General features: G+C 63.9%; 23 protein-coding genes and 1 tRNA gene. 18 read left to right on the top strand and 6 right to left on the bottom strand.

Going from position 1 to position 22,497, the window contains the following annotated elements:
* Positions 1 to 83: 83 nt before the first annotated feature.
* The 8 genes from XW59_RS12995 to XW59_RS13030 all read left to right on the top strand — a co-directional run bounded on the left by XW59_RS12995 (position 84) and on the right by XW59_RS13030 (position 7,434).
* Positions 84 to 1,031, top strand: coding sequence for a choline ABC transporter substrate-binding protein (locus XW59_RS12995; protein ID WP_047145778.1), 948 nt, complete (start codon positions 84 to 86; stop codon positions 1,029 to 1,031).
* A gap of 91 nt (positions 1,032 to 1,122) precedes the next feature.
* Complete coding sequence (gene choW, locus XW59_RS13000; protein WP_047145779.1) at positions 1,123 to 1,977, top strand: choline ABC transporter permease subunit; 855 nt, start codon at positions 1,123 to 1,125, stop codon at positions 1,975 to 1,977.
* The gene (gene choV, locus XW59_RS13005) at positions 1,974 to 3,161 is read left to right on the top strand and encodes a choline ABC transporter ATP-binding protein (protein ID WP_047145780.1); all 1,188 of its coding nucleotides are present in this window, start codon (positions 1,974 to 1,976) and stop codon (positions 3,159 to 3,161) included. The genes choW and choV overlap by 4 nt, the downstream gene beginning before the upstream one ends.
* 111 nt (positions 3,162 to 3,272) lie before the next feature.
* Positions 3,273 to 4,034, top strand: coding sequence for a 3-hydroxyacyl-CoA dehydrogenase (locus XW59_RS13010; RefSeq protein WP_047145781.1), 762 nt, complete (start codon positions 3,273 to 3,275; stop codon positions 4,032 to 4,034).
* Positions 4,035 to 4,091: 57 nt separating this feature from the next.
* Complete coding sequence (locus XW59_RS13015) at positions 4,092 to 5,210, top strand: CaiB/BaiF CoA-transferase family protein (protein WP_281406228.1); 1,119 nt, start codon at positions 4,092 to 4,094, stop codon at positions 5,208 to 5,210.
* 32 nt (positions 5,211 to 5,242) lie between these two features.
* Positions 5,243 to 6,013, top strand: a complete 771-nt coding sequence (locus XW59_RS13020) for a HugZ family protein (RefSeq protein WP_047145783.1) — start codon at positions 5,243 to 5,245, stop codon at positions 6,011 to 6,013.
* 170 nt (positions 6,014 to 6,183) lie between these two features.
* A complete protein-coding gene (locus XW59_RS13025; RefSeq protein WP_047145784.1) occupies positions 6,184 to 6,504 on the top strand; it encodes a metalloregulator ArsR/SmtB family transcription factor in 321 nt (106 codons plus the stop codon).
* Positions 6,505 to 6,624: 120 nt separating this feature from the next.
* The gene (locus XW59_RS13030) at positions 6,625 to 7,434 is read left to right on the top strand and encodes an RNA methyltransferase (protein ID WP_047145785.1); all 810 of its coding nucleotides are present in this window, start codon (positions 6,625 to 6,627) and stop codon (positions 7,432 to 7,434) included.
* Between the two features lie 4 nt (positions 7,435 to 7,438).
* On the opposite strand, the gene XW59_RS13035 is transcribed toward XW59_RS13030, so the two are convergent.
* Positions 7,439 to 8,605, bottom strand: coding sequence for a hypothetical protein (locus tag XW59_RS13035; RefSeq protein WP_047145786.1), 1,167 nt, complete (start codon positions 8,603 to 8,605; stop codon positions 7,439 to 7,441).
* A 122-nt stretch (positions 8,606 to 8,727) separates the two neighbouring features.
* Positions 8,728 to 9,321: an EipA family protein gene (locus XW59_RS13040; protein WP_047145787.1), complete on the bottom strand. Its 594-nt coding sequence runs from the start codon at positions 9,319 to 9,321 to the stop codon at positions 8,728 to 8,730.
* A gap of 325 nt (positions 9,322 to 9,646) precedes the next feature.
* On the opposite strand from XW59_RS13040, the gene XW59_RS13045 reads away from it, so the two are divergent.
* Both XW59_RS13045 and XW59_RS13050 read left to right on the top strand, forming a co-directional pair.
* Complete coding sequence (locus XW59_RS13045; protein ID WP_047145788.1) at positions 9,647 to 10,276, top strand: histidine phosphotransferase family protein; 630 nt, start codon at positions 9,647 to 9,649, stop codon at positions 10,274 to 10,276.
* 135 nt (positions 10,277 to 10,411) lie between these two features.
* Complete coding sequence (locus XW59_RS13050; RefSeq protein WP_047145789.1) at positions 10,412 to 10,780, top strand: response regulator; 369 nt, start codon at positions 10,412 to 10,414, stop codon at positions 10,778 to 10,780.
* An 80-nt stretch (positions 10,781 to 10,860) separates the two neighbouring features.
* On the opposite strand, the gene ctrA is transcribed toward XW59_RS13050, so the two are convergent.
* Entirely contained in the window at positions 10,861 to 11,556 is a 696-nt protein-coding gene (gene ctrA / locus XW59_RS13055) for a cell cycle two-component system response regulator CtrA (protein ID WP_047145790.1), read from the bottom strand.
* Between the two features lie 442 nt (positions 11,557 to 11,998).
* Between ctrA and XW59_RS13060 the strand changes: the two genes are divergently transcribed.
* Both XW59_RS13060 and bla read left to right on the top strand, forming a co-directional pair.
* Positions 11,999 to 12,376, top strand: a complete 378-nt coding sequence (locus XW59_RS13060; RefSeq protein WP_047145791.1) for a flagellar export protein FliJ — start codon at positions 11,999 to 12,001, stop codon at positions 12,374 to 12,376.
* A 146-nt stretch (positions 12,377 to 12,522) separates the two neighbouring features.
* Positions 12,523 to 13,404: a class A beta-lactamase gene (gene bla, locus XW59_RS13065; RefSeq protein WP_047145792.1), complete on the top strand. Its 882-nt coding sequence runs from the start codon at positions 12,523 to 12,525 to the stop codon at positions 13,402 to 13,404.
* 137 nt (positions 13,405 to 13,541) lie between these two features.
* Here bla and XW59_RS13070 read toward each other — a convergent pair whose 3' ends face one another.
* Positions 13,542 to 13,817: a DUF1153 domain-containing protein gene (locus tag XW59_RS13070; protein WP_024849925.1), complete on the bottom strand. Its 276-nt coding sequence runs from the start codon at positions 13,815 to 13,817 to the stop codon at positions 13,542 to 13,544.
* Positions 13,818 to 14,075: 258 nt separating this feature from the next.
* Here XW59_RS13070 and mnmA point away from each other — a divergent pair, with 258 nt between their 5' ends.
* Positions 14,076 to 15,263, top strand: coding sequence for a tRNA 2-thiouridine(34) synthase MnmA (mnmA, locus tag XW59_RS13075; protein ID WP_047145793.1), 1,188 nt, complete (start codon positions 14,076 to 14,078; stop codon positions 15,261 to 15,263).
* Positions 15,264 to 15,679: 416 nt separating this feature from the next.
* Here mnmA and XW59_RS13080 read toward each other — a convergent pair whose 3' ends face one another.
* Positions 15,680 to 16,633 carry a Gfo/Idh/MocA family oxidoreductase gene (locus tag XW59_RS13080; RefSeq protein WP_047145794.1) on the bottom strand — a complete coding sequence of 318 codons (954 nt, stop codon included), beginning with the start codon at positions 16,631 to 16,633 and terminating at the stop codon, positions 15,680 to 15,682.
* 215 nt (positions 16,634 to 16,848) lie between these two features.
* Between XW59_RS13080 and XW59_RS13085 the strand changes: the two genes are divergently transcribed.
* A tRNA-Met gene (locus XW59_RS13085) sits at positions 16,849 to 16,925 on the top strand.
* 422 nt (positions 16,926 to 17,347) lie between these two features.
* On the opposite strand, the gene XW59_RS13090 is transcribed toward XW59_RS13085, so the two are convergent.
* Complete coding sequence (locus XW59_RS13090) at positions 17,348 to 17,902, bottom strand: dihydrofolate reductase family protein (protein WP_047146024.1); 555 nt, start codon at positions 17,900 to 17,902, stop codon at positions 17,348 to 17,350.
* Between the two features lie 471 nt (positions 17,903 to 18,373).
* Between XW59_RS13090 and XW59_RS29350 the strand changes: the two genes are divergently transcribed.
* The 4 genes from XW59_RS29350 to kdpB are packed head-to-tail and all read left to right on the top strand — an operon-like array spanning position 18,374 to position 22,486.
* Complete coding sequence (locus tag XW59_RS29350) at positions 18,374 to 18,550, top strand: hypothetical protein (protein WP_170990147.1); 177 nt, start codon at positions 18,374 to 18,376, stop codon at positions 18,548 to 18,550.
* Between the two features lie 10 nt (positions 18,551 to 18,560).
* Entirely contained in the window at positions 18,561 to 18,650 is a 90-nt protein-coding gene (locus XW59_RS13095) for a potassium-transporting ATPase subunit F (protein ID WP_082137582.1), read from the top strand.
* A gap of 9 nt (positions 18,651 to 18,659) precedes the next feature.
* Positions 18,660 to 20,363, top strand: a complete 1,704-nt coding sequence (kdpA, locus tag XW59_RS13100) for a potassium-transporting ATPase subunit KdpA (RefSeq protein ID WP_047145796.1) — start codon at positions 18,660 to 18,662, stop codon at positions 20,361 to 20,363.
* Positions 20,364 to 20,392: 29 nt separating this feature from the next.
* Positions 20,393 to 22,486 (top strand): potassium-transporting ATPase subunit KdpB, encoded by a 2,094-nt coding sequence (gene kdpB, locus XW59_RS13105; protein WP_137327022.1) that lies wholly within the window; start codon positions 20,393 to 20,395, stop codon positions 22,484 to 22,486.
* Positions 22,487 to 22,497: the final 11 nt, after the last annotated feature.

Below are 22,497 nucleotides of genomic sequence, written 5' to 3' on the forward strand. Positions count from 1 at the left end.
AATGGTGTTTGGCTCAAGCGGGAACAACAAGCCTGAAGCGCGTGCAACAGGCAGAAAAACCGATTGCAGATGGGAGACTTTTCATGTCGCGTACCAAGCTTTTTCTCGTAACCATGGGCGTTGCGACGGCGTTGTCCGCAGCCGGCGCAACGGCCGCCGAGCCGGATAGCTGCAAGACCATTCGCTTCTCCGACGTCGGCTGGACCGACATCACCGCAACCACGGCGACGGCTTCCGTCATCGTCGAGGCGCTCGGCTACCAGCCGGAGGTGCAGGTTCTCTCCGTGCCGGTCACCTACGCCTCGCTGAAGAACAACGATATCGACGTCTTCCTCGGCAACTGGATGCCGACCATGGAGGCCGACATCGCGCCCTATCGCGAGGACGGCTCGGTGGAAACGCTGGTCACCAATCTCGAAGGCGCGAAATACACGCTCGCGGTTCCGCAATACACCTACGACGCCGGCCTCAAGAGCTTCGAGGACATCGCCCAGTTCAAGGACCAGCTCGGCGCCAAGATCTACGGCATCGAGCCCGGCAATGACGGCAACCGGCTGATCCTCGACATGATCGAGAAGGATCAGTTCGGCCTCGGCGACTTCGAGCTGGTCGAAAGCTCCGAAGCGGGCATGCTCTCCCAGATCGCCCGTGCGGTGCAATCCGAGCAGCAGGTGGTGTTCCTCGGCTGGGAGCCGCATCCGATGAACGCCAATATCGAAATGGCCTATCTGGAAGGCGGCGACGACGTGTTCGGCCCCAATTACGGCGGCGCGACGGTGCTCACCAACACGCGCAAGGGCTATGCCCAGGAATGCCCGAACGCCGGCAAGCTGTTCACCAGCATGATCTTCTCGCTCGACATGGAGAACGAGATCATGGGCGCGATCCTCGACGACGGCACGGAGCCGAGGGAAGCCGCGAAGGCCTGGCTGACGAAGAACCCGGAAGCCTTCGAACCATGGCTTCAGGGCGTGACGACCTTCGACGGCGGAGACGCCGGCGCGGCCGTCAAATCCGCGCTCGGCCTCTAGGATACCGTCAGGGCCCGCGCCCTGACGTTCGATTGCGGTCGCCGGCCGGGCGACCGCTTTTTCTCACCCGAAGCAAGAGAGCAAGAGAGCGATGGACCCGATCTCCCAATGGATCGCCGGATGGAAAATCCCGATCGGCCGTTGGGGCCGACAGTTCTTCGATTTCCTGACGACCAATTTCGCCTGGTTCTTCGATTCGCTCGCGAGGGGCCTTTCGGCCGTTCTGGACGGGCTTACCGGCCTGCTGCTCTCCCTGCCCGCGATCGCCGTCGTCGCCCTGATCGCAGCGCTCGCCTATGTCCTGCAGCGCTCGTGGAAACTGGCGCTCGGCGTGGCCGTCGGCCTTCTCTTCATAATCAATCAGGGGCTCTGGAAGGAAACCGTGGAGACGCTGGTGCTGGTCGTCGCCGCAGCGACGGTTTCGATGGCGCTCGGCGTGCCGATCGGCATCTGGGCGGCGCACAATGAGCGCGTCTACCGCTTCCTCCAGCCGATCCTCGACCTGATGCAGACGCTGCCGACCTTCGTCTATCTCATTCCGGTTCTCATCCTCTTTGGCCTCGGCGTGGCGCCCGGCCTGATCGTCACGATCATCTTCGCCATGCCGGCGCCGATCCGCCTCACCTGGCTCGGCATCACCTCCGTGCCGAAACCGATGCTGGAGGCGGGAGAGGCCTTCGGCGCGACGAAGCGGCAGCTTCTCTGGAAGGTCGAGCTGCCCTCCGCCCTGCCGACCATCATGGCCGGGCTGACGCAATGCATCATGCTTTCGCTGTCGATGGTCGTCATCGCGGCGCTGATCGGCGCCAACGGCCTCGGCAAGCCGGTCGTGCGGGCACTCAACTCCGTCAACATCCCGCTCGGCCTCGAGGCCGGGCTGGCGATCGTCGTCCTCGCCATCATTCTCGACCGCATGGCGCGCATCGGCCAGGGAGGCGTCAAATGAGCGCTGCAGTTGAGTTCAAAGATGTCGACATCGTCTTCTCCAGGGAGAAGGACAGGAGCGAAGCGCTGACGATGATCGACGCCGGCGCGTCTCGCGCCGAAATCCTGGAAAAAACCGGCGCGGTGCTCGGCTGCTGCCAGGCGAGTCTGACCGTCGAGCAGGGCGAGATCTCCGTGCTGATGGGCCTGTCGGGCTCCGGCAAGTCCACCCTGCTGCGCGCCGTCAACCGATTGAACGAGGTGACGCGAGGCTCGGTCATCGTCCATGACGGCGATTGGTCGGCGGACGTGGTCTCGGCGAATGCCGCCGACCTGCGCAAGATCCGCCGCGAATGCGTCGCCATGGTCTTCCAGCAATTCGCGCTGCTGCCCTGGCGCACGGTGGAGGAGAATGTCGGCTTCGGGCTGGAGCTTGCCGGCGTGCCCGCGGCCGAGCGCAGGGAACGCGTGCGCGAGCAGCTCGAGCTCGTCGGCCTTTCGCAATGGGCCGGCAAATACGCGCACGAGCTTTCGGGCGGCATGCAGCAGCGCGTCGGCCTCGCCCGCGCCTTCGCCACCGAGGCACCAATCCTGCTTATGGACGAGCCGTTCTCCGCCCTCGATCCCCTGATCCGCACCAAGCTGCAGGACGAACTGCTGGCGCTGCAGGAGCGGCTGCACAAGACCATCATCTTCGTCAGCCATGATCTGGAAGAAGCGCTGAAGCTCGGCAACAAGATCACGATCATGGAAGGCGGGCGTATCGTCCAGACCGGCACGCCGGAGGAGATCGTGCTGGAGCCGGCCAACGACTATGTCCGCGACTTCATCTCCAACGTGAACCCGCTTTCCGTGCTCACCGCATGGAACGTCATGCGCGACAAGCGCGACCTGGAACCGGCCGGCGACGGCTGGGTGTGGCTCGACAGGCGCAGGACCACGCGCTTCCAGCTCGACGGCAACGACCTCGTCGTCGCCGCCGAGCGCAACGACAAACCGGCCGTGTGGGTCTCCTGCGATCCGATCGAGCGGCTGCCCGAGGGGACGCACCAGGTCTATTGGGCGAATGCCGGCACGTCATTGAAATCGGTGATGCACGCCATGCACCAGTCGCAGACGGCGCCCGTCGCCCTCTTCGACGAGCAGTCGCGCTTCGTCGGCGCGATCGGCGTGCGCGACGTGCTGAAGGCGGTGGTGCGGCGTTAGGTCTACCTTGCGCAAGATGCCGGCAAGCTCTCTTGCGCCGGCGCCCGACGCACCGCTAAGATGAAACCAGATTGTTTTGTTTCATAACTATCTTAGCGGAGGAAGCATTCCATGAATCCATCAGGTCAGGTCGCGATCGTCACCGGCGGCGGTTCGGGTCTCGGCGAGGCGACGGCCCGGGCGCTGGCGGCCAGGGGCGCGAAGGTGGCGATTCTCGACGTCGGCCTCGACCGCGCCCAGGCGGTGGCGGCGGACATCGGCGGCATCGCGGTCAAATGCGACGTCTCCAGCGCCGAGGGTGCCGAGGCCGCCGTCGCGGAAGTCGCCGACAAGCTCGGCGCGGCCCGCATTCTGGTGAATTGCGCGGGCATCGCGATCGCGCTCAAGACGCTCAGCAAGGACGGCCCGCATCCGCTCGACCAGTACCGCAAGGTCATCGAGGTCAACCTGATCGGCACGTTCAACATGATCCGCCTCGTGACCGATCGTACCCAGAAGCTCGAGCCGCTCGAAAGCGGCGAGCGCGGCGTCGTCATCAACACCGCCTCGGTCGCCGCCTATGACGGACAGATCGGCCAGGCCGCCTATTCCTCGTCGAAGGGTGGCGTCGTCGGCATGACGCTTCCGGTCGCGCGCGACCTCGCCCGTTCGGGCATCCGCGTCATGACCATCGCGCCGGGCATCTTCCTGACGCCGATGATGGCCGGACTGCCGAAGGAAGCCCAGGAATCGCTCGGCCAGCAGGTGCCGTTCCCCTCGCGCCTCGGACAGCCGTCGGAATATGCCGCGCTCGCCTGCCACATCGTCGAGAACCAGATGCTCAACGGCGAGGTGATCCGGCTCGACGGCGCGATCCGCATGGCGCCGCGCTGATCGGACGCGCGCATGGAGGAGAGCACGACAGGAAGGAAAACCGGCCCGTTGAGCGGGATGCTCGTCATCGAGATGGCGGGGCTCGGCCCCGTTCCCCTTGCGGGCCTGATGCTTTCCGAACTCGGCGCGCGCGTCGTGCGCATCGAACGCCTGAAGGCGGAGCGCAGCTTCCTGCATGTGCCGCCGGAATTCGACCTCGACCGGCACGGCCGCGAAATCCTCAGGCTCGATTTGAAACGGCCTGAGGGCGTGGAGCTGCTGCTGCGCATGGTCGAGAAGGCGGACGCCCTCATGGAGGGTTTTCGCCCCGGCGTCATGGAACGGCTCGGGCTCGGGCCGGACGTCGCGCTGACGCGCAACCCCGGCCTCGTCTACGGCAGGATGACCGGCTTCGGCCAAGACGGGCCGCTCGCCGACCGCGCCGGCCATGACCTGACCTATCTGGCGCTGTCGGGCGTGCTCCACGCGATCGGCCCGAAGGACGGCAAGCCGGTGCCGCCGCTGAATCTCGCCGCCGACTATGGCGGCGGGACCATGTTCCTCGTCATAGGCGTGCTTGCCGCCCTCCTCGAGCGAAGCCGTTCGGGAAAAGGCCAGGTGGTGGACGCCGCCATGGTGGACGGCGCCTCGATGCTCGCCGCTCCATTCTTCGGCTTCCTCGCCACCGGCTTCTGGCAGGACCGGCGCGGCGTGAACCTGCTCGATTCGGGCGCGCCCTTCTACGATACCTATGAGACGGCGGATGGCCGCCACGTCGCGGTCGCCTGCCTGGAGCCGCAGTTCTTCGCGGAATTCGCGGCGCTGCTGCCGCTGGAGGAACGCTTCGCCAAGGCGCAATACGATGCCGGTCAATGGCCTGCCATGCGCGAGGCCATCGCCGCGCGGGTCCGGCGGAAGACCCGCGACGAATGGGCGACCCTCTTCGAAAAGACCGATGCCTGCGTCGCTCCCGTCCTTTCCTTGAAGGAAGCGCCGAACCACCCGCACAACATCGCGCGCAAGACGCATTCCCGCGTAGGCGCGCTGACGCGCCCCGCTCCGGCACCGCGTTTCTCGCGCACGCCGGGTGAAATCTCGGGCGAAGCCGGCAACGATCCCGTCGCCGCGCTCGCCGCCTTCGGAATCGAGGACAACGAGGCCGAGGCGCTTGCCAATGCCGGGATAGTCGGCAGATAATAGGAGTAGATCAGTCAGGTTATCGAGGTGGCATGGTGAGTGAAAAGGCCAAGGACGTTCTGCGCGAAACGGACGACGAGGCCATCCGCCTTGCCAAGACCTTGTCGCGCTCCGCGCGCTATGGCGCGCTCGCGGTGCTCGATCCCGCAGGCGGCGCGCCGATGGCAAGCCGCGTCGCGGTCGCCACCGACCTCGACGGCGCGCCGCTGATTCTCGTCTCCGCGCTCTCCGGACATACGGGCGGCCTCGTCGCCGATCCGCGCTGCTCGCTGCTTCTCGGCGAACCGGGCAAGGGCGACCCGCTGGCGCATCCGCGCATCAGCATTGCCTGCCGTGCGGAGAAGATCGCCCGCGACGATGCCCGCCACGCGCGCATCGAGCGCCGTTTCCTCAACCGCCACCCCAAGGCGAAGCTCTATTCGGGATTTGCCGACTTCTCCTTCTTCCGCCTCCAGCCGACCGGCGCCAGCCTGAATGGCGGGTTCGGCAAGGCCTACGCGCTGGGCGCTGCCGATCTGCTGACCTCCGGCCCGGCGAGCGAGGAACTGGCCGACGCGGAGCAGGGTGCCCTCGATCACATGAATTCGGACCATTTGGACGCGATCGGCGTCTACGCGCGCTCCTATGCGGGGGCCGAAACGGGGAAATGGGTGCTCACGGGCCTGGACGCGGATGGAATGGATATCGCCTGCGGCGACGAAACCCGACGCATCTTTTTCCCCGAGCCGCTCACGCAAGCGCGCGAGCTGCGGCACGTCCTGGTCGATATGGCGAAGCAGGGACGGGCCAATTTGGCAAGCTAAAACAGTTACATATCTTGATATGTCACTCGATTAAACCTTGTGATTTGGTTCGATTGCGCTAGTTTAGGTCGGTGCCGGGCGGGATTGATTTGATTTTCTAACTGGCAAATCCGGTTCGACGTCATCGCCCCCAATGACGTCGCAAGGAGAATGCGGCTAACGGGGATAAAATGATATCGAAGGAGCTTGTCCATAACGCTGACAAGGCAGCCGAGTTTTTGGCCGCCATCGGCAACGGAAAACGTTTCGCCATAATGTGCCACTTGCTCGATGGCGAATTGTCGGTCGGAGAGATCGCCGATCGGGTCGAGCTGAGCCAATCGGCGCTTTCACAGCATCTCGCCAAATTGCGCGGACTGGATTTGGTGGAGACGAGACGCGACCGACAGATGATCTATTATTCCTGCCGGTCCAGCGAGGTACGTCACGTCATGAACACTCTGGACGGCATCTTCGGAGCCGAGGCCCCGACATCCGAGGCCGCCGAATAGCCTGCCTGCCAGGCAACAGTTTGCCGGCGCTCATCCGCGGCCGGCATTCCTCCTTCGACTTGCGCGATCACCGCAAGGGCTCCTATTCAGTGGCGAACCGTTGAATGGAGCCCGCAAAGCTTGACATCCGATCCGATAGCAATCCACGACGCCGACGATCCGCGCATCGCCGCCTACCGGGAGATACGCGAGCGCGATCTCGTAGGCCGTGAAAACCGCTTCATCGCCGAAGGCAAGGTGGTGCTCAACGTCCTGTTCTCGGCGCGCCGCTTCGCACCGGAATCGGTCCTCATCCTGGAGAACCGGTTGGCCGGCATGCAGGAAACGCTGCGCCACGCACCGGCTGACATGCCCGTCTATGTCGCGACGCAGGCGGTGATGGACCGCATCGTCGGCTTTCACATCCATCGCGGCATTCTTGCCCTCGGCAGGAAGCGAGGACCCGAAAATATCGCGGCGATGCTCGATTCGATGCCGGCGGATGCGCTCGTCCTGGTGCTTGTCGGCATATCGAACCATGACAATGTCGGCGCGATCTTCCGCAATGCCGCCGCCTTCGGCGCCGATGCGGTGCTGCTCGACCCGACGAGCTGCGACCCGCTCTATCGCAAGGCGATCCGCGTCTCGGTCGGCGCGACGCTCAAGGTTCCCTATGCCGTCGCCCTCGAAGAGGAGATGCTTTTCGACGCGCTCGGACGGGCCGGCTTCAGCCGGATAGCACTGTCGCCCGCGGGAAGGGAGGATATCGCGCAAATCAGGCCCGATGGCCGCACCGCCCTGTTTCTCGGCACCGAAGGTGAAGGCCTGCCACCGGAACTGATGGCGAGGATGCGGACCGCGCGGATAGAGATGGCGAATGATTTCGACAGCTTGAACGTGGCGACCGCCTCTGCGATCGCGCTTCACCGGCTATGGCGGGGCGGAGGCTGAGGGTTTACTTCTTGGGCTCGCTCGCGGCCTGAAGCGCCCTCACCCGGTCCGCCAGGCTCTGCGGTCTCGCGGCCGCGGACTGTTCCTCGCCGCCGCCGGGCGCCTGCAACGCCTTCAGAACCGGTGAATCAGGTCCCTCCAGGGCAGCCGTCATCTTGACCACCTCGGCTGCAAGCTGGTGGATCTGCTCGCGCAGCAGGGCATCGTCGGGAGCACTTCTGCCTGCGTCCTTGGCAGCGCCGCCTCCCTTTCGCACGACCCTTTCGCGAAGCCGCTTGTTTTCACGCGTCAGCTTGGTCAGCCGGTCGCGCAGGCGTTCGCGCTCCTTCTCCTCCTTCGTCGAGGCCTTGCCCTTGCGCCGTCCGGCGGCATCGTCATCCTTCTGCGCGTCGAGCTCGCCATCATCCCCGCCAGCCGACTCGCGCAACCGCGAAAGCTCGTTTTCCCGGCGCTCGAGCCTTTCCTCCAGATCGGCGATTTGCGAGATCATGCCGTCCAGCTTTCTTTCAAGCTCCGCGGCTCGCTTGCGCTCGCTCTTCACCGCGTCCAGCGCAGCCTTGTTGTCGGCGGTCAGCTCCTGGACCTGGCGATCCGCGTCCTTGCGCTGGTTGCGCATCGCGGCGAGATTGGTGGTGAGCTTGTCGATTTCCGCGTCGCGGGCCGCAAGCTCGATCTGATGGCTCGACGAGGCGAGGCTTGCCTCGTCGTACAATTGCTCGAGCTTCTCCAACTCGCCGGTGCGCTCGTCCACCTGCGTCCTGGCGTCCGAGACCTGCTTCCTCAGACCTTCGGCTTCCTCGCCGGCGCCGGAAAGCTGCGAGACCAGCCCTTCGTCCCTGGCGCGAAGTTCCGCGAGCTCGGCCGCCAGCTCGTCGCGCTCCCTGGTGAGCTGCTTCATCTCGACATGCGTGGAATTGAACTCGGCGAGCTGGCGCGCCGACTTCTCCTTGAGGTCCTTGACGCTGATCTCGAGCCTGCGCACCGTCATCGCATATTCGGCGCGCAACGCATCCTTGCTCGCCTGGATCTCGCCCAGGGTCAGGGGCATCGACGCTTCGACGCGCTTCCTGGTCAGCGCCACGGCGCGACGCCAGATCGCCGGGGCGACCGCGACCGCGATGAACCCCGCGCAAAGGAACCCCAAAACGAACAATAACGCTGACTGGATCACGTATCGTCTTCCCGGTGCCGGCTGCTCCGGTCAGAAGCCGGCGCGCGCTCTCTTTGACATGAGAGAGCGCGTCGAATCCAGCCCCCGCCTGCGCGGGATGATGCGGATTTCGAACCCGATCCTCAGAACGGGTTCCAGGTCGGCGACTGGGTCAGCTTGAGATAGCCGAGATTGACGCCGAGCCGTGCCCCGACGCCCGTGCGCACCGGAACGAGCAGGGTGTTGCCGCTCTTGAGAACGGTGAAGCCCAGTCCGGCGACCACATAGGCCGAACCCGCGACGCCGACGAAGCGCTTGTAGAGCTCCGGCACGCTGTCGAGATTGTAGATCAGGATCATCGTGCGCGATCCCTGCCCGCCGAAATCCCAGCCGAGCGAAGGGCCCTGCCAGTAGACGCGGTGGTCGCCCACATTTTTCGTGTAGAGCGTGCCTTCGCCGAAGGTGACGCCGCCGATCAGCGCTCCCGATCCTTCCTCGCCCAGCACATAGCCGTTGGGAAGCCCGTAGGAGGCAAAGACCTTCTCGATGACGGTTGCCAGCCCGCCGGACGTCGAGCCGAAGAACTGGTGCCCGGAATCGAGGACCTCCTGGGCGGTGTAGGTGTTGTTTGCGGCGCGCGCAGCCGTGGTCGTGGCGGATGCGGCGATGCTCGCGATCAAGGCGAGGACCACCGGCAGAGCCATCAACCGGCTGCGCAGAAAAAGCCTCGAAAACATATTTCAATCTCCGTTTCGTAGCCTTCCGCTTGCGCATCCCTGGGCCGGCGGCTCTTGCGGCCGCTTCGACAGGCGAATCTGTACCAAACTAAGACGCAATCCTTTTTCAACCATTAATGAATTACGAACTTGACAGGGAAGTTGGAGCGGCGGCAGTCGCGCGGGGTTTCGGGCGGTGCCGTGGCGGTCAAAACCGGACGCGTTTCCTTGCCGCCACCTCGTCGCTGTGTAACCAATAGCCGGCAGTCGAGCACATGATTCGCCGCCATGGGGCGGAGCCTCTCTCGAGGCCTTGATTCGAATTCTTCACGGGGACCGATTGGTAATGGCCGATATTTTCACCTTGTCCGCTCCGGATCTGGCAGCCCTCCTCTGCAGCCGGGTCTGCCACGACATCATTTCCCCGGTCGGCGCGATCAATAACGGCCTCGAACTGCTCGACGAAGGCGGCGCCGACGAAGACGCGATGCGCCTCATCAGAGCGAGCGCGCGCAACGCGTCCGCGCGGCTGCAATTCGCCCGCATCGCCTTCGGTGCGGCCGGATCGGCGGGCATGCAGATCGACACCGGGGACGCCCAGGCCGTCGCCACCGCCTTCCTCGCCAACGAGAAGCCGGAGCTGGAGTGGAAAGGCGCGCGTGCGCTTCTGCCCAAGAACAAGGTGAAGCTGCTGCTCAACCTGATTCTCGTGGCCAACGGCGCGATTCCGCGCGGCGGCAAGCTGACGGCGGAATTGCACGACCTCGAGACCGAGCCGAAATTCACCCTCACCGCCAACGGCCCGATGGTGCGCGTGCCGGCAAGGTTCCTCGAGCTTCATTCCGGCGTGCCCTCGGGCGAGCCGGTCGACGCCCATGCGATCCAACCCTATTACACGCTGCTTCTGGCAAAAGAGGCGGGAATGACGATTTCGATCCACGCCACGGCGGAGGAGATCGTGCTGACGGCGGCGTGAGGCGACCCGCCCCGCATGCAGCGTTTGCAAAAAATCTAGCTAACCGCTTACCGCCATCTTTACCGGATTAATATTAGCCTTCCCTGACTGAAGCGCGGCATTGGGGGCCGCGAGGAAGATTAGGGGGACTTGGCGATGAGACGATGTATGATCGTCGACGATTCGAGCGTGATCCGGAAAGTGGCGAAGCGGATCCTTGGCGGCCCGGACATGATCGTGGTGGAAGCCGCAAACGGGCGCGAGGCCTTGTCCATGTGCGGCGCCGAGCTTCCCGACATCATCTTGGTGGACGGCGTCCTGCCGGACATGCAGACCGTGGATTTCATCCGCGAGGTCATGTCGATCGATCCACACTTCAAGCCCAGCGTGGTCATATGCATGACCGAATTCGACGTCGGAGCGATCATGCGCGCCAAGCGTGCCGGCGCGAAGGGCTATATCCTCAAGCCGTTCAACCGCCCGCTGCTTCTGGAGCGCTTCCGCGAAATGCAGCTCGCCGCGTAGCGGCAGCGAAATGACGAAGGGCGGCTGACCGCGTCAACCGCCCTTCGAATTGCTTATCTTTCCCGCTCGCTATCCGCGGCTCAGGCGCTCTCGCGCATTTCCTCGGGTTCGCGCAGCACGTAGCCGCGGCCCCAGACCGTCTCGATGAAGTTCTGGCCGCCGGACGCCGCATCGAGCTTCTTGCGCAGCTTGCAGATGAAGACGTCGATGATCTTCAGCTCCGGCTCGTCCATGCCGCCATAGAGGTGATTGAGGAACATTTCCTTGGTGAGCGTCGTGCCCTTGCGCAGCGAGAGCAGCTCCAGCATCTGGTATTCCTTGCCGGTGAGGTGCACGCGCTGGCCGGCAACCTCGACGGTCTTGGCGTCGAGGTTGACGATGAGGTCGCCGGTGGTGATGACCGACTGCGCATGTCCCTTCGAGCGGCGGACGATCGCGTGGATACGCGCCACCAGCTCGTCCTTGTGGAACGGCTTGGTCATGTAGTCGTCGGCGCCGAAGCCGAGACCGCGAACCTTGTCCTCGATGCCGGCCATGCCGGAAAGGATCAGGATCGGCGTCTTGACCTTGGAGAGCCGCAAGGTTCGCAGAACTTCGTAGCCGGACATGTCCGGAAGATTCAGGTCGAGAAGAATGATGTCGTAATCGTAGAGCTTGCCGAGATCGACGCCCTCCTCGCCCAGATCGGTCGTGTAGACGTTGAAACTCTCCGATTTCAGCATCAGTTCGATGCTCTGTGCCGTTGCACTGTCGTCTTCTATCAGCAGAACGCGCATTTAAGTCCCCTTTTCCGCCGCCAAGCCGCCGCTAGCCAGCTTCCGGCACCGGAGCAGTGTTTGCCTGAATCGGAGGCTGCCACCTAATGGTTAACAAAATCTAATTCCGCTTTGCAAGCGATATCGGATTTTTTCAGCTTCCGCGCACACTCTCTTGAATCTAAACGATAAACTCCCGCAGTGAATCTTAATGTGGAAGTTTAACAAACGCCCGCAACCGACTCAAAAAGAGTCATTTTGCAACCTTTAGACTGTCGGCAGGGATTTTTACCCGCCCTTAAGTCCTCGCCACTATGATTAACAATGCGCGTAAACGAATGGTTACCAAGAGAGCGATTCCTTAGGAATTTGTTTCCATTCGCTGCGCCAAGATGGCAGCCGCACCGTCAGAGGTTTTGCGGTTCGACAGGTGAGGTCCCTGCGATTCCGGGAGTAGCGAGTCATGAAATCACGTGAAAACCTTGTTCGCCTGAAGCAGTTTCAAGTGAACGAGAAACGGCGCCAGCTCGCCCAGTTGGACATGATGATCGCCGAATTCGAGCGCATGGCGAGCGAGCTCGAGCTGCAGGTCTCGGCCGAGGAGAAGAAGGCCGGCATCACCGACATCAATCATTTCGCCTATCCGACCTTCGCCAAGGCCGCACGGCAGCGTCGCGACAATCTTCGCAACTCGCAGGCCGACCTGGCACAGCAGCGCGAGGCGGCCGAGACGGCCCTCAAGGATGCCGAAGGCGAGCTCGCCAAGGCGGAAATGCTGGAAATGCGCGACGGCAAGAGCCGTGACGTGGAAGTTGCCGGCCGCAGCGCGATGATCGGCTGAATCGCGCCTAGCGAACGATCGAGGACGGCGCGCCGCCGACATTCCTCCAAAAAGCCGCAAATCGACACTGAAAACGGCGTCAAAGCGCCCTCATCGGACGGTGAGGATTCCCTCCGGGCGGGCGATCATTCGTTTCGGAGACAATTATGGCGATTTCAATCACGCGGCGAGGTTTGCTCGCGGCCTCGATTTTTGCACCCGCAATCATTTCAGCACGCACCGCAAGCGCCGGAACCGGAGAACTGGCGGACCGGCTGAGGGACATCGAAACCGCCGCCGGCGGACGGCTCGGCGTGGCGATCCTCGACACGGGAAACGGAGTTCGCGTCGAACACCGCGCGCATGAACGCTTCGCCATGTGCAGCACATTCAAATTCCTGGCCGCCGCATGCGTGCTCGCGCGCGTCGACCGCGGCGAGGAACAGCTCGACCGCCGCGTCACCTTCGCGAAGGACGACCTGGTGACCTGGTCTCCGGTGACCGAAAAGCATGCCGGGGACGGCATGACCATGACCCAGCTCTGCCACGCGGCGGTGACCGTCAGCGACAACACCGCGGGCAACCTGCTGCTGACGAGCTTCGGCGGCCCTGCCGGGCTCACCGCCTTTGCGCGCTCGCTCGGGGACGAGCTGACACGCCTCGACCGCATCGAACCAGGGCTCAACGAAGCAACGAAGGGCGATCCGAGGGACACGACGACGCCCGCGGCCATGTTGGGCAACCTCGACAGGACGGTTCTCGGCGACGCGCTTTCGCCGGCTTCGCGGGACCGGCTCGGAGCCTGGCTGCGCGCGAACACCACCGGCGACAAACGCCTGAAGGCCGGCCTCCCCGCCGGCTGGACCATCGGTGACAAGACCGGGACCGGCGGCAATGGCGCGACGAACGATGTCGGCGTCATATGGCCGCCCGAACACGCGCCGATTATCGTTTCCGCCTATCTCGCCGAAACGACGATAGCCCCCGAAAAGCGCGAAGCTGCCTTGAGGGAAGTCGGACGCATCGCCGCAAGTCTTCGATCAAGCTGAAAAAGCAACGCGCCCGCTCGATTGTCGGCGGGCGCGTTTTTTCTTGCACCTGCGCTGCGCGGGCAAGGACGACCGCTGCCGGCCAGTGCCCGCGGCACGGCCGGCCTGCAGAACCCGTCAGGCCTCGCGGCCGGACGTCAGTGCCTGTATTGCTGAATGCGCGTGGTGCGAAGTCCGGCAAGGCCGTATTCGTCGATCGAGGCCTGCCAGGAAAGGAATTCCTCGACGGTGAGCTTGTAGCGTTGGCAAGCTTCTTCGAGGCTGAGGAGGCCGCCACGAACGGCGGCGACGACTTCCGCCTTGCGACGGATGACCCACCTTCTCGTATTGGAAGGCGGAAGATCGGCAATGGTAAGCGGACTCCCGTCCGGTCCAATGACATATTTGACACGCGGTCTAACCAGATCGGTCATCGTACTCTCTACAAAAACTCACAGACCTAATCGCCTGCACCTTAGCGCCCTGGCTTTAAAAATTGCCTAAGCGCGTAATAATGCTTAAGTAACAAAGGTAAATTCGGCATTAGGAATTAGCCGCGCCTTTTAACCTTTGAGTCATTCTCGGCCGGGCGCGGTGCAAGGAGTGATGCGGTGGCGCGTGACCGCCGCTTGACCTATATTGCTGCCGGGGGCATGAAGCGCCCTAAAACAGGACAACGGAAGTTTGGTTTCATGAACAGTCTCGATCTTCCCGGTCGGCCCCAGGACACGCGGGTCGTGGTGGCGATGTCAGGTGGCGTCGATTCCTCGGTCGTGGCGGGACTTCTGAAACGCGAAGGCTACGACGTCGTCGGCGTGACCCTGCAGCTCTACGACCATGGCGCGGCCGTCCATCGCGCCGGCTCCTGCTGCGCGGGCCAGGACATCGACGACGCGCGCAGGGTTTCCGAGACGCTCGGCATACCGCATTACGTGCTCGACTACGAGGAGCGCTTCAAGAAGGCGGTGATCGATCCTTTCGCCGAAAGCTACGTGGCCGGCGAAACGCCGATCCCGTGCGTTTCCTGCAACCAGACGGTGAAGTTCGCGGATCTGCTGCAGACGGCGCAGGACCTCGGCGCCGACGCGCTCGCCACCGGACACTATATCCGCAGCCGCGCGAACGGCGCCCATCGCGCCCTCTACCGGCCGGTCGACGCCGATCGCGACCAGAGCTATTTTCTCTTCGCCACCACGCAGGAGCAGATCGACTATCTGCGCTTCCCGCTCGGCGGCATGTCCAAGCCGCAGGTGCGCGAGGCCGCCGAAGCCATGGGGCTTTCGGTCGCCGCCAAGCAGGACAGCCAGGACATCTGCTTCGTGCCGCAGGGCAAGTATTCCGACATCATCGCCAAGCTGAAGCCGACGGCAGCCACGCCCGGCGACATCGTCCACATCGACGGCCGCGTGCTCGGCCGCCACGAGGGCATTCTTCGCTACACGATCGGTCAGCGCCGCGGCATCGGCGTCGCCTCCGGCGAGCCGCTCTACGTCGTCCATCTCGACGCCGACCACGCGCGGGTGGTCGTCGGGCCGCGCGAGGCGCTGGAAACCCACAAGATCTTCCTGCGCGGCGTCAACTGGCTCGGCGACGCCGAGCTGAGGGCCACGCCTTCGGAGGGCATGGAGCTCTACGCCAAGGTGCGCTCGACCCGCCCTCCCCGGCCGGCAACGCTGCACCATCGCGATGGCGCCACCTGGGTGGAACTCACCGAGGGCGAATCCGGCATCGCGCCGGGACAGGCCTGCGTGCTCTATTCCGACGAAGGCGACGAGGCGCGCGTCTTCGGCGGCGGCTTCATCGAGCGTTCGGAACGCGGCGCGGAAGCGGAAGCGATGCTTTCAAGGCTCCAGGCGATGCCGGTGGCCCACTCCGCCTGAATGCCCTCTCCCGGTAGCGCCGGCGTCCATCGCCGGTGCGTCCTTCGAGGCTCCCCTTCGACAAGCTCAGGATCGCACCTCAGGATGAGGGTGGCGTGTAACTTGGTTATGAGATCGCGGGCTCGAGAGCTCTTCGCATCCGGTGACGGTGTCCGCCCTTGCCGTCTATCCTCATCCTTCAGCCCAGTTGGCGTGCTGCAGCACGAACCATCAGCGATTGACAAATGAAGCTGAGTACCTCGGTCGTCTTGTCCATCGTGGATGGAAATGAAAGTAATGGGCGAGATCGCGGCCCATCCGCATCGGCTTGGATAATCTTCGAACCCGCGATTTCGCCGCTGATATCCGGCCTCCCTCATCCTGAGGTGCGATCCTGAGCTTGTCGAAGGGGAGCCTCGAAGGACGCACGACCGCGGTCAGTCGTGGTTGACGCTTCCCGCGGTGAGGATGCGAAGCACGGTGATCGCCTCCTCGCCGCCGGTGCGCGGCTCCGAACGCGTCTGGATGCAGGAGATGAAGTGCTCCAGCTCGCGCGTCAGCGGCATGCCCTCGACGACATTCACATAGGAGGGTTCGTTGGTGGTGAAGGCCCAATGGCCGCTGTCCTGCCAAACCGCGTGACGGTACACGGCGAGCTTGCGGTCCCAGGCCTCGACGTCGTCGAAGACGGCCATCGCCTTGGTGCCGACCACGGTGAGCCGGCGCTCGCGATATGGGTTCAGCCGCGAGGTGAAGAGGTGGCTCCTGACCCCGTCGGGAAAGCGCATGTGCAGATGCGCGAAATCGCTCAGATGGTCGAGCAGCGCCGCGCCCTCGCCCCGGATCTCCACCGGCGGCGCGCCGGTGATCGCGAGGATCATGGACAGGTCGTGCGGCGCGAGATCCCAGAGCGCGTCGTTCTCGGTATGAAACTTGCCGAGCCCGAGGCGATGGGAATGGATATACTTGACCTGGCCAAGCTCACCGCTGTCGATCAACTGCTTGAGTTGCTCGAAGGCGGGATGGAAGCGCAACACGTGGCCGACCATGAAGATGCGCTTGTTCCTGCGCGCGGCCTCGACCGAGCGCTCGGCGTCGGCGACCGTCAGCGCGATCGGCTTCTCGACCAGAACGTCCTTGCCGCTCTCGACGGCGCGGATCGCCATTTCGGCGTGGAACTGCGGCGGCAGCGCCATGACGATGGCGTCGACGTCGTCGCGCTTGAAAAGCTCTTCCGGCTCGATTGCCTGACAGTCCTGCTCGCTGGCGAATCCTTCCGCGCGCGCGCCATTGGCGTCGGAGACGGCATATAAGGCGCCAAGCGACTTGAGAGTGCGGATGTGGTTGGAACCCCAGTATCCGCAACCGAGAACGGCGATACGCGGTTTCATGAACCCTGCGATTGAACGTGGTGCGGGTGAGACATAATCCTGCCAAGCCCTGAACTCAACCCTGCAGAACAGGAAAAGCGTAAGCCGGCTCAAGCTTTCGCAAAAGCGTTCTTTGCCTGCTTGACAGCCAGGCGGTCCCAACCTTATATCCGCGCGTCCCTGGCGGCCGGCATGTGCTCCTCGGATGCACGCGGCGCCTTTGCGGCCCTTCCCGGGGCGGAGTAGCTCAGTAGGTTAGAGCAGAGGAATCATAATCCTTGTGTCGGGGGTTCGAATCCCTCCTCCGCTACCAAAATTGCATTTGTCCGGCCCGGAGACATAGGTAACAGATCGCACCTAAGACATGGGTGACGATCCGCCTCGGCGAGGCTTCTTCTGCTCAACGACACGGAGTTTCCCAGCCCGCGGGAATGTTTCTGAAGACATATCCGATCTGTCGCGGGTCGCCTACGTGATCGCGCCCGCTCTGCCCGGCTTCGGCGATTCCGATGCCCTGCCGGCGTCACCTGCCACTTTCGGTCAGACATCTCAAAATGCTGGGCCGGCTCACGATCGAACCGCGCCGCCCCCTACCTACCTACCTTCATGATTTCGGCACTCCAGTGGGTTTCCATATAGTCATGCAAACCCTGGAGGGCTGGCTTCATCATTCAGCACGCCGAGCAGGCGGACCGCCCGCGCCGTGCAGGGCGTCGACAATCCGTCGGCTGGAGTTCAGGCTGCCTGCTGCACCGCGTAGGTGTTGATGATCGCGCCGTTTTCCAGGCGACGCGTCTCGGTGAGATCGAGCCCCGTCTTCCGGCCTGGTTTGAAAAGCAGCGTACCCTCACCCAAAAGTACAGGCACGACGCAGATCATCAATTCGTCGACCAGACCGGCTTCCAGCAGGGAATGCGTGAGTTCGGCGCTGCCGAAGACATAGAGCGCTTTGGTCTCCTCGGCCTTCATGCGCTTCAGTTCCGGCACGATGTCGGCGGTTACCCGGCTGTTGTTCCAGTCGACCGACTTCAGCGTGCGCGAGGCGACCAGTTTCGGCAGCGCGTTCATGTAGGTTGTGACGTTGCTCGGTTCGGCCGATTTCCAGTAGTCGGCCATGCCCTGATAGGTCACCCGACCGAAAACGAGCGTCGCGGCTTTGTCGCCGAATTCCTCGCTCAGTTTTTCCAATTCCGGTCCCCAGGCGAGATTGTGGAAGTCGAGATCCCACTTCTTGGCGCCTTCGAAATAGCCGTCCACGGACATGAGGTTCCAGACGATCAGCTTGGCCATGTGCATTCTCCCAAGAAACCGATTGCGAATTGCAATCAGTTTACGGTATAGCCAAACCGATCCCGCGACGCAACTGGTATATTCTGAACAAAAGCCATGAAGGGGCGCAGGCCGATTCGGCCGCCCGACCGGTCCGACACATACGAAAGTCCGCTCACTCCCCTCGCGCAGACAATGCAGGCCGACTCAGTTCGTGATGGATCGGGGAATTCGGGCAGCGCGTTTCAGCCGCGACCACCATCTTGCACGAGGGTGCAAAATGAACAGACGCTTAGCTCATGAAGGATGGCTGCCTGGCATCGCAGTCCTGGCCGTCGTCGTTTCGGCGATGGTCTATGTCTGGGCGGCCTGATCCGGCCGCCCCATCGGCCGGGCGCGCCGGCGAACATCTTCGCCAGGCCGCCGTCCGGTTCAACCATCTTCATATATGAAAATACTATGGGCGACGGCGGCGAGCCGTCTCGAAAATATATGCCGTTCCGGCCAGTTTTCGCCGTGCTTTCAGCTCCACGCGACCGTACCCGGCTTCCGGATGGCGCGCCGGAGCATTTCGGAGAACGGCATATGCTCGACATTATCATGCTCGCGATCGGCTTCGGCTTCTTCGCCCTGACGGTGCTCTACGGCACGGCCTGCGAACGACTGTAGGAACAGGGCGATGATCCTCGATTACGCGCTCGGCGGCTTCGCGGCCGCATTCATCCTTTCCTACCTCGTCTACGCGCTCATCCGTCCCGAGCGGTTCTGAGGTGTTCCAATGACATTCAACGGCTGGATTCAGATCCTGATCTTCTGCGCGATCGTGGTCGCGCTCGCAAAGCCGCTCGGCTGGTACATGACGCGCGTGTTCGAGGGCGAGCGCACGTTGCTTTCGCCGCTGCTGCGCCCGCTCGAACGCGGGCTCTACGCGATTGCGGGCGTCGACGAGCGGCAGGAGCAGCACTGGCTCGCCTATGCGGTGGCGATGCTGTTCTTCAACGCCGCGGGTTTTCTCGCCCTGTTCGTGCTGCAGCGCCTTCAGGGCGCGCTGCCGCTCAACCCGATGGAAATGGGCGCGGTGACGTCCGACTCCGCCTTCAACACCGCCGTCAGCTTCGTCACCAACACCAACTGGCAAGGCTATGGCGGCGAGAGCACGATGGGCTATCTCGTCCAGATGGCCGGCCTGACGGTGCAGAACTTCGTTTCCGCCGCCACCGGCATCGCCATCGCCATGGCGCTGATCCGCGGCTTCTCCCGTGCCTCCGCGCGCGGCGTCGGCAATTTCTGGACGGATCTCACGCGCGGCACGCTCTATGTCCTGTTGCCGATCAGCTTGATCTACGCGCTCTTCCTGGTGTTCCAGGGCGTGCCGCAGACGCTTGCGTCCTATGTCGAGGCGACGACGCTGGAGGGTGGCAGGCAGACCATCGCGGTCGGTCCTGTCGCCTCGCAGCTCGCAATAAAGATGCTCGGCACCAATGGCGGCGGCTTCTTCAACGCCAATTCGGCGCATCCCTTCGAGAATCCCAACGCCATCACCAATCTCCTGCAAATGGTGTCGATCTTCGCGATCGGCGCGGCCCTTACCAACGTGTTCGGCCGCATGGTGGGCGACCAGCGGCAGGGCTGGGCGATCCTGGCCGCCATGGGCGTGCTCTTCATCGCCGGCGTGGCCGTGGCTTATTGGGCCGAGGCGGCGGGCAACCCGGCATTCGCCGCGCTCGGAGTGGACGGCGGCAACATGGAAGGCAAGGAGGTGCGCTTCGGCGTCGCCCTCTCCGCCCTTTTCGCCGTCGTCACGACCGCGGCCTCCTGCGGCGCGGTGAACGCCATGCACGACAGCTTCATGCCGCTCGGCGGCCTGATCCCGCTTCTCAACATGCAGCTCGGCGAGGTGATCGTCGGAGGCGTGGGCGCCGGGCTCTACGGCATGCTGCTCTTCGTCATCCTGGCGATCTTCATCGCCGGCCTGATGGTCGGCCGCACGCCCGAATATCTCGGCAAGAAGATCGAGGCCAAGGAGGTCAAGATGGCGATGCTGGCGATCCTGTCGCTGCCGCTGGCGATCCTCGGCTTCACCGCCATGGCCGTCGTGCTGCCGGCCGGGCTCGCCTCGCTCGCCAATGCCGGGCCGCACGGCTTCTCGGAAATTCTCTACGCCTACACGTCGGGAGCCGCCAACAACGGCAGCGCCTTCGCCGGGCTTTCCGCCAACACGCTCTGGTACAACGTGACGATCGGCCTCGCCATGATGATGGGCCGCTTCCTGATCATAGTTCCGGTGCTGGCAATCGCCGGCTCGCTCGCGGCCAAGAAGACCGTCCCCGCATCCGCCGGAACCTTTCCGACCGATGGCGGCCTCTTCGTCGGCCTGCTGGTCGGCGTGGTCCTGGTCGTCGGCGGTCTCACCTTCCTTCCCTCCCTGGCGCTCGGTCCGATCGTCGAGCATCTCGCGATGCTCGCCGGCCAGACCTTCTAGGCCACCGGCGTTCCGACAGGAAACAGATCATGGTTCGTTCCAATCAAACCGACATCCTCAGCGGCGACATAATGTGGCCGGCGTTCGCCAGCGCCTTCGCCAAGCTCGATCCGCGCCGCCAGATCCGCAATCCGGTCATGTTCGTGGTCGAGATCGTGGCGATCCTCACCACGATCCTCCTCCTGCGCGATCTCGTCACCGGGCACGACGGCATCGGCTTTTCCTTCCAGATCGTGATGTGGCTCTGGTTCACGCTGCTCTTCGCCAATTTCGCGGAAGCCGTGGCCGAGGGCAGGGGCAAGGCCCAGGCCGACGCATTGCGGCGCACCCGCACCCAGACCGACGCCAAGCTCCTGTCGCCCGACGGCCGCACGTCCTACGAGGTCGTGCCGGCCACCAGCCTGAAGGTCGGCGACGTGGTCGTTGTCGAGGCGGGCGACATCATCCCTTCCGACGGCGAGGTGATAGAGGGCGTCGCCTCGGTCAACGAGGCCGCCATCACCGGCGAATCCGCGCCCGTCATCCGTGAATCCGGCGGCGACCGTTCGGCCGTCACCGGTGGCACCCAGGTGCTTTCCGACCAGATCAAGGTCAGGATCACGGCCGCGGCCGGCTCGACCTTCCTCGACCACATGATCAGCCTGGTCGAAGGCGCGCAGCGGCAGAAGACGCCGAACGAGATCGCCCTCAACATACTGCTCGCCGGGCTGACCCTGGTCTTCGTGCTGGCGGTGGTCACGATACCGAGCTTCGCCGCCTATGCCGGCGGCACGATCCCGGTCGTCGTTCTCGCGGCCCTCTTCGTCACCCTCATCCCGACGACGATCGGCGCGCTGCTCTCCGCCATCGGCATCGCCGGCATGGACCGGCTGGTTCGTTTCAACGTGCTCGCAATGTCGGGACGCGCCGTTGAAGCGGCGGGCGACGTCGACACGCTGCTGCTCGACAAGACCGGCACGATCACGCTCGGCAACCGCCAGGCGACGGAATTCCTTCCATTGCGCGGGATCGACGAGCGCGAGCTCGCCGACGCCGCGCAGCTCGCCTCGCTTGCCGACGAGACGCCCGAGGGCCGCTCCATCGTCGTGCTCGCCAAGGAAAGATACGGCATTCGCGGGCGCGATATGGGGCAGTTGCATGCCCATTTCGTACCGTTCACCGCGCAGACCCGGATGAGCGGCGTCGATGTCGAAGGCAGCTCGATCCGCAAGGGCGCCATCGACGCCGTGCTCGCCAATGTCGGCGCAGCGGCGACCGCCACCGAGGGCGCCACGTTGCGCGCCCTGCATCCGGGCGTCAGCGCGGAAAGCGTGCGCGAGTTGAAGGAGGTCGCGGAACGCATCGCCAAAAGCGGCGGCACGCCGCTGGCGGTGGTGCGCGATGGCCGCCTGCTCGGCGTCGTCCATCTCAAGGATGTCGTCAAGGGCGGCATCCGGGAGCGCTTTGCCGAGCTGCGGCGCATGGGCATCCGCACCGTCATGATCACCGGCGACAACCCGATGACCGCCGCCGCGATCGCCGCGGAAGCCGGGGTCGACGATTTCCTCGCCCAGGCCACGCCGGAGAACAAGCTGCAGCTCATTCGCGACGAGCAGGCGATGGGCAAGCTCGTCGCCATGTGCGGCGACGGCACCAACGACGCGCCCGCCCTCGCCCAGGCCGATGTCGGCGTCGCCATGAACACCGGCACGGTGGCGGCACGCGAGGCCGGCAACATGGTCGATCTCGACAGCGATCCGACCAAGCTCATCGAGATCGTCGAGATCGGCAAGCAGCTCCTGATGACGCGCGGCTCGCTGACCACATTCTCGATCGCCAACGACGTTGCGAAATATTTCGCCATCATCCCCGCGATGTTCGTCGTCTTCTATCCACAGCTTCAGACGCTCAACATCATGCGGCTCGCGACGCCGGAAAGCGCCATCCTCTCGGCCATCATCTTCAACGCGCTTATCATTATCGCGCTGATCCCGCTCGCGCTGAAAGGCGTCAGATACCGCGCCATCGGCGCCGGTGCCCTCCTGCGCCGCAACCTTCTCGTCTACGGCCTCGGCGGCGTCGTCATCCCGTTCATCGGCATCAAGGCCATCGACCTCGTCATCACCGCCGTCGGCCTCGCATAGAAAGTCAACGA

This window comes from Aquamicrobium sp. LC103 (assembly GCF_001014615.2).
Taxonomy (GTDB): domain Bacteria; phylum Pseudomonadota; class Alphaproteobacteria; order Rhizobiales; family Rhizobiaceae; genus LBCQ02.

Coding starts and splice junctions, on each gene's coding strand:
- XW59_RS12995 (WP_047145778.1), top strand. CDS start 84: ATGTCGCGTACCAAGCTTTTTCTCGTAACCATGGGCGTTGCGACGGCG.
- choW (WP_047145779.1), top strand. CDS start 1,123: ATGGACCCGATCTCCCAATGGATCGCCGGATGGAAAATCCCGATCGGC.
- choV (WP_047145780.1), top strand. CDS start 1,974: ATGAGCGCTGCAGTTGAGTTCAAAGATGTCGACATCGTCTTCTCCAGG.
- XW59_RS13010 (WP_047145781.1), top strand. CDS start 3,273: ATGAATCCATCAGGTCAGGTCGCGATCGTCACCGGCGGCGGTTCGGGT.
- XW59_RS13015 (WP_281406228.1), top strand. CDS start 4,092: ATGCTCGTCATCGAGATGGCGGGGCTCGGCCCCGTTCCCCTTGCGGGC.
- XW59_RS13020 (WP_047145783.1), top strand. CDS start 5,243: ATGGTGAGTGAAAAGGCCAAGGACGTTCTGCGCGAAACGGACGACGAG.
- XW59_RS13025 (WP_047145784.1), top strand. CDS start 6,184: ATGATATCGAAGGAGCTTGTCCATAACGCTGACAAGGCAGCCGAGTTT.
- XW59_RS13040 (WP_047145787.1), bottom strand. CDS start 9,321: ATGTTTTCGAGGCTTTTTCTGCGCAGCCGGTTGATGGCTCTGCCGGTG.
- XW59_RS13045 (WP_047145788.1), top strand. CDS start 9,647: ATGGCCGATATTTTCACCTTGTCCGCTCCGGATCTGGCAGCCCTCCTC.
- XW59_RS13050 (WP_047145789.1), top strand. CDS start 10,412: ATGAGACGATGTATGATCGTCGACGATTCGAGCGTGATCCGGAAAGTG.
- ctrA (WP_047145790.1), bottom strand. CDS start 11,556: ATGCGCGTTCTGCTGATAGAAGACGACAGTGCAACGGCACAGAGCATC.
- XW59_RS13060 (WP_047145791.1), top strand. CDS start 11,999: ATGAAATCACGTGAAAACCTTGTTCGCCTGAAGCAGTTTCAAGTGAAC.
- bla (WP_047145792.1), top strand. CDS start 12,523: ATGGCGATTTCAATCACGCGGCGAGGTTTGCTCGCGGCCTCGATTTTT.
- XW59_RS13070 (WP_024849925.1), bottom strand. CDS start 13,817: ATGACCGATCTGGTTAGACCGCGTGTCAAATATGTCATTGGACCGGAC.
- mnmA (WP_047145793.1), top strand. CDS start 14,076: ATGAACAGTCTCGATCTTCCCGGTCGGCCCCAGGACACGCGGGTCGTG.
- XW59_RS13080 (WP_047145794.1), bottom strand. CDS start 16,633: ATGAAACCGCGTATCGCCGTTCTCGGTTGCGGATACTGGGGTTCCAAC.
- XW59_RS13090 (WP_047146024.1), bottom strand. CDS start 17,902: ATGGCCAAGCTGATCGTCTGGAACCTCATGTCCGTGGACGGCTATTTC.
- XW59_RS29350 (WP_170990147.1), top strand. CDS start 18,374: ATGCCGTTCCGGCCAGTTTTCGCCGTGCTTTCAGCTCCACGCGACCGT.
- XW59_RS13095 (WP_082137582.1), top strand. CDS start 18,561: ATGATCCTCGATTACGCGCTCGGCGGCTTCGCGGCCGCATTCATCCTT.
- kdpA (WP_047145796.1), top strand. CDS start 18,660: ATGACATTCAACGGCTGGATTCAGATCCTGATCTTCTGCGCGATCGTG.
- kdpB (WP_137327022.1), top strand. CDS start 20,393: ATGGTTCGTTCCAATCAAACCGACATCCTCAGCGGCGACATAATGTGG.